Genomic DNA, 4,266 nt, shown 5'->3' with positions numbered 1-4,266 from the left:
GCCCTCCAGAGAACAAGGCTTCCATCTTCTATTCGTCGATTGAACCTTTCAGGAAGAGYGACCGCCCATTCATCGGTCATTTGATAGGTTCCCGTGACGACAGGATAGTCTGGATGCAGGCTCATGGCGGCTTCTGATGTTGCCTAACGTTTGACTTAAGCGGCGTGCCGTAGGCACGTCCGCTTGAAGGAAGGGTTAGGTCTCCCGATCATCTCTTGGCCCCTCGCCGCCACGCTTGGTTGTCCATTCCGAGATGCCTTTAGCCATCGACACGAACTCACTTGGCATCATGATGATCGTGGTCGTGTTTTGCTCGGCTCCTACCTCGGTAATCATCTGCATCCGTCGCAGTTCCAGACCCGCGGGATTTTCCATGATGAGGCCAGCTGCTTCTCTAAGCTTCACCGCCGCCTCAAGCTCGGCCTCGGCCTTGATGATTCGCGCTCGCTTTTCACGAAGTGCCTCAGCTTCTTGAGCCATTGCCCGCTGCATGGATTCAGGAATTTCAACATTGCGCATCTCCACTCTTGTGACCTTGACTCCCCAAGGTTCGGTCGCGCCATCAATGACTTTGCGCATATCTGTGCCAAGTCTTTCCTGTTCCTTTAGCACGTCGTCAAGCGTGTGTCGACCTATGACGTTGCGCATTGATGTCAAAGCAACTTGAACGACAGCTCTTCCCACGTCGACCACTTCAACAACGGACTTAATTGGGTCTGTAATGGAATACCAAATGACAACAGTGACCTTCACCGGAACGTTGTCCTTCGTGATGGTTTCTTGCTGATCAACGGAAGTAGTAACGGTTCGAATGTCAATTGTTCGTTGCCACTCGATTGCTGGAACTATCCAATAGAGGCCAGGGCCGCGAAGGCCTTGAAGCTTTCCCAGCCTAAATACGACGGCGCGTTCATATTGATTGGCGACGCGTAACCCGGCGGTGGCAATGGCGACAAGGACCACAAGAAGACCAAACACAACTTCATTCATGGCATTTCCTTTGAAGGCGCGACTGTTGCTCGGATACCTAACGTGAACGTAACCGGCGGCCACGGCAAGGTGCGACCGAAGGCAGCAGAGGCTCCGCGTCCGGGTTGACTGACCAGTTAGGGTGCGTCATTTTGGCAACGGTACATTCTGAACCACGACGAGTAGCACCCAGATCGGAACCATGAAAACCCCGAGGATTGCGAGCAACTTGATTGACCGGGGGGATTTTTGCTTGAATGTGCGCTGTCCGATAGAGCTAAGCAGGTTGAACTCTTGAACCTTTTCGGCGCCGCCCGCAAACAACACCCACCAAGCATAAACAGACGCCGTGCATAGGATTACCGTCAACCAGGCAATGACAAAGGGATTGCCGTCTTGTGGACGGAAATAGTGCCAAACCGTTGGAGTGTAGCCAGACACACACCCAAGACCCATGACGACCCACGGTAGATTGGCGCCGATGGCAAAGCGTCTCAGATAGTTCACCCCTTCGGCCGCAGATTCAACACTGCCCATGTTTTCAATATCGCGACGTGCTTTCCAATAGTTGAATGCTCCAAACCCGAGAAGAGCTAACCAGAAGTATTCTGATATGAAGTGAAATATGTCTGGCATGTAGCGGCCTAACGTACCAAGTAAGCGGCGGCAGATACGACCGTCCGCTTGAGTGCCGGGTTAGATGTTGCGGTCACCGGACCACCTCGGCGCCCCAGCCGTCGTACGCACCTCCATTTGCCGAGGCTAAAGCTGAAAGATGTTCCCGGATCTCTACCAGGACCTTTAAATCTGGAACCATCGTTTTGCTCGCCTGAACAAGCCACTCGGATGAGTCTTGCGCGCCGGGCTTCACCTGCACGTCGTATCCGTGGAAAGATGGGTCTTTTGCCACGCGGTCTGCTGAATCTTGCGACGGCAAATGCAAGAAAAAGTCGACCTTGTGCGGTTGATTCAGCTTGGAGCCAACTTGCCTCAGTTGGGACAGAACGCGCAAATCGGGAACTGCCACTTGGCCTGCTCTGTTCGCCGAGACGAAGACGTAAGCCAATACGGCCAGAATGGCCCCAATTGCAATGATCGTTGTAGCGGACATGTGGATATCTAACGTTTGACTTAAGCGGCGCCGTCAGGCGTCCGCTTGAAGGAAAGGTTAGACCGCACACTGTCCGCTCGTTCGACCGCCTCGATGGCAGCGTTAAGAGCCTTGACAAGTGCTTTGGCCCTCTCAAGATCAACCTCGATTTCGACGTTTGCGACGATAGCCTCGTCCGGGATTGACTGAGATTCCAATGAACTTTGGCTGATGTCTAGATCGGGATGCACGTTCCAGACTTCGAGATTGACGTGATGTGGATGAATGCCGGGCACGACTTCAATGAATCCTTGCCTGTAACGCACACCGTTGCACTTGATTCTCTGTTTCATGTGCGGTCTAACGTGAAGGTGACCGACACGCAACAACTTGCCGCATAGCGGCATTCTGCAGGTGCGTGTCCGTGTTGACCGTCATGTTAAAGGGTGTCCTTGGCATTCAACAGATCCTCCGCTTCCTCTCCGATTCTTGGGAGTTGCCCAAGCTCCGTGTCCAGTCCAACCCGTACGCTCCACTCCTCCGGTGCGCCCGGCATTCCAGAGAGATGTATGTCAAACGTGACATTACCGAGCGCGTTGCAAGTAACGGAGAATTTGAGATCTTGTTCAAGTGATTGCCACTCGCGAGTGCCCTTCCACGGCCGTTTGTTCGCCCCGAGATCAACGAAGAAGCGCCCGAGGTGAACGGCGTCATCGTCTATCCAGACTTCCGTAAGGGCCGTGACGCGGTGACCCACGATCTCAACGACGAAATAGCCGCCTTGCCCCCTACTGATGCGGAGTTCACGGTTCGACGATGTGGAGTGGATGGACAACATTAGCGCGTTGCCCTTTAACGTTGGAGGCCACCGGCACGCAGCAAGCGCYGCGCAGCGGCTATCTGCTGCTGAGTGTCCGCGTGGGCCGAAATGTTAAGCGGCACGATTCACCGCCTGCGACTTAAAGGCAACAACAAACTCTTTCGCCTGCTCAAATGTTTCCGGATAGCTTGTCTTCTGCCGCCCGCCTGATTCCGTTGGCTCATAAACCGACTGAAATAGAAAGCCGTGCTCCACCAAAAGCTGCACCTTTTTCCATTGAAGAGTGTCAACTGCGGCAGGTGCTGAGAATTTGCGACTGAGCCTCACCATTTCGCCTGTGCACTGCGGGCAAAGCCTTGGTGCCTCACTAATGGGCTTTTTAAAAGACTTCTTACAATGAAAGCAGACATGCGGGTACAGGCGCCCTTGAATGTCCTTTTCCTTTGGGAAAGCGCTGTGATGCTTGAATGCYGCCATGCCTGCCGTTTAACGTTGGCGCTGCCCGGCACGCAGCATGCGCCGCGAAGCGGCATTCTGACGCTGCTTGTCCGCGACGAGCACCCTGTTAGATTGAATTTCTTTTCCTGAGCTTGTGAAGTGCATGGCCAGTGAATCCTTGATGTATGAAACCGAATAGTKCCATGAGAGGTATCCAAGCGGCAAAGTATTGGGGCAAAGCCAGTAGCAGCATCAGGCAAGCCAACAGGCCCGCTCCAAACGTTAAGTCGCGCCAAGCAAACCATCGCGCAAATGCTTCAATGCCTTCAGGCGGGCGCGCAATCCATTGATGTGTAAGTTCAACGCGGCCTTTGACTCCCATCTGATAGGCGCGCCAGAGAAGAAATGACGCCATACCAACAGGCAGGACCAGAAATACTAAAACCGTGAGCGCGTACATTTGAAAATCTAACGTAATGTATGCCGCAAAACCTGCGATATAACCTGGCGCTTGCAATCTAATCTGGACATCTAAAACTCCTGTAAGCCGCTTGCATGCTGGGTTTCAAGCCCACACACAGTAAATTTATACAGTTATAAAAATTCCGTGAAACCCCGCAAATTTTCCGTCCAGTTTCACCCAGCTTTTTGCATTGAGCAAGTTGACGACATGATCCAAACGATGAAAGCGCTCTGAGCAAGCCGTCCTTAAAACCGCCGGCTCCGCAGTCCCATTGTTTCCTGCATCTTCAACCCTTTTAAGGCTGCACGCCGCGTGATGCTCAGGCCCTGACCTCTTTTGCAGTGATTTGATACTTGAAATCATCCGGTGCGTAGGAGTCAAAACGGCCGGCCGCATTTTCAGCCACGGGGTACATGAAGAAGCCGAGCTTCTCGCCGCTGGCCTTGGGCAGCGTGACATCATGCGCAGTGTTGTAGGCCATCCAGT

7 protein-coding genes are annotated in these 4,266 nt (G+C 53.3%); all 7 read right to left on the bottom strand.

Annotated elements, in window-relative coordinates; all coding sequences use genetic code 11:
* Window positions 1–195 precede the first annotated feature (195 nt).
* Window positions 196–990, bottom strand: coding sequence for a slipin family protein (locus tag AC1DWI_RS15025; RefSeq protein WP_477671205.1), 795 nt, complete (start codon window positions 988–990; stop codon window positions 196–198).
* Between the two features lie 126 nt (window positions 991–1,116).
* On the bottom strand, window positions 1,117–1,605 hold the full coding sequence (locus AC1DWI_RS15020; protein WP_477671206.1) for a hypothetical protein: 489 nt from the start codon (window positions 1,603–1,605) through the stop codon (window positions 1,117–1,119).
* A gap of 73 nt (window positions 1,606–1,678) precedes the next feature.
* A complete protein-coding gene (locus tag AC1DWI_RS15015) occupies window positions 1,679–2,080 on the bottom strand; it encodes a ribonuclease E inhibitor RraB (protein WP_477671207.1) in 402 nt (133 codons plus the stop codon).
* A 20-nt stretch (window positions 2,081–2,100) separates the two neighbouring features.
* Window positions 2,101–2,412: a hypothetical protein gene (locus AC1DWI_RS15010; RefSeq protein ID WP_477671208.1), complete on the bottom strand. Its 312-nt coding sequence runs from the start codon at window positions 2,410–2,412 to the stop codon at window positions 2,101–2,103.
* 86 nt (window positions 2,413–2,498) lie between these two features.
* On the bottom strand, window positions 2,499–2,897 hold the full coding sequence (locus AC1DWI_RS15005; RefSeq protein ID WP_477671209.1) for a DUF6228 family protein: 399 nt from the start codon (window positions 2,895–2,897) through the stop codon (window positions 2,499–2,501).
* 93 nt (window positions 2,898–2,990) lie between these two features.
* On the bottom strand, window positions 2,991–3,356 hold the full coding sequence (locus AC1DWI_RS15000; protein ID WP_477697781.1) for a hypothetical protein: 366 nt from the start codon (window positions 3,354–3,356) through the stop codon (window positions 2,991–2,993).
* A gap of 88 nt (window positions 3,357–3,444) precedes the next feature.
* Window positions 3,445–3,777, bottom strand: coding sequence for a hypothetical protein (locus AC1DWI_RS14995; protein WP_477725118.1), 333 nt, complete (start codon window positions 3,775–3,777; stop codon window positions 3,445–3,447).
* Between the last annotated feature and the right edge of the window lie 489 nt (window positions 3,778–4,266).

The organism is Polaromonas sp. P3_C2 (assembly GCF_056402675.1).
Note: the sequence above shows the minus strand (reverse complement) of the source record. Positions and strands in the feature narration are given on the sequence as shown.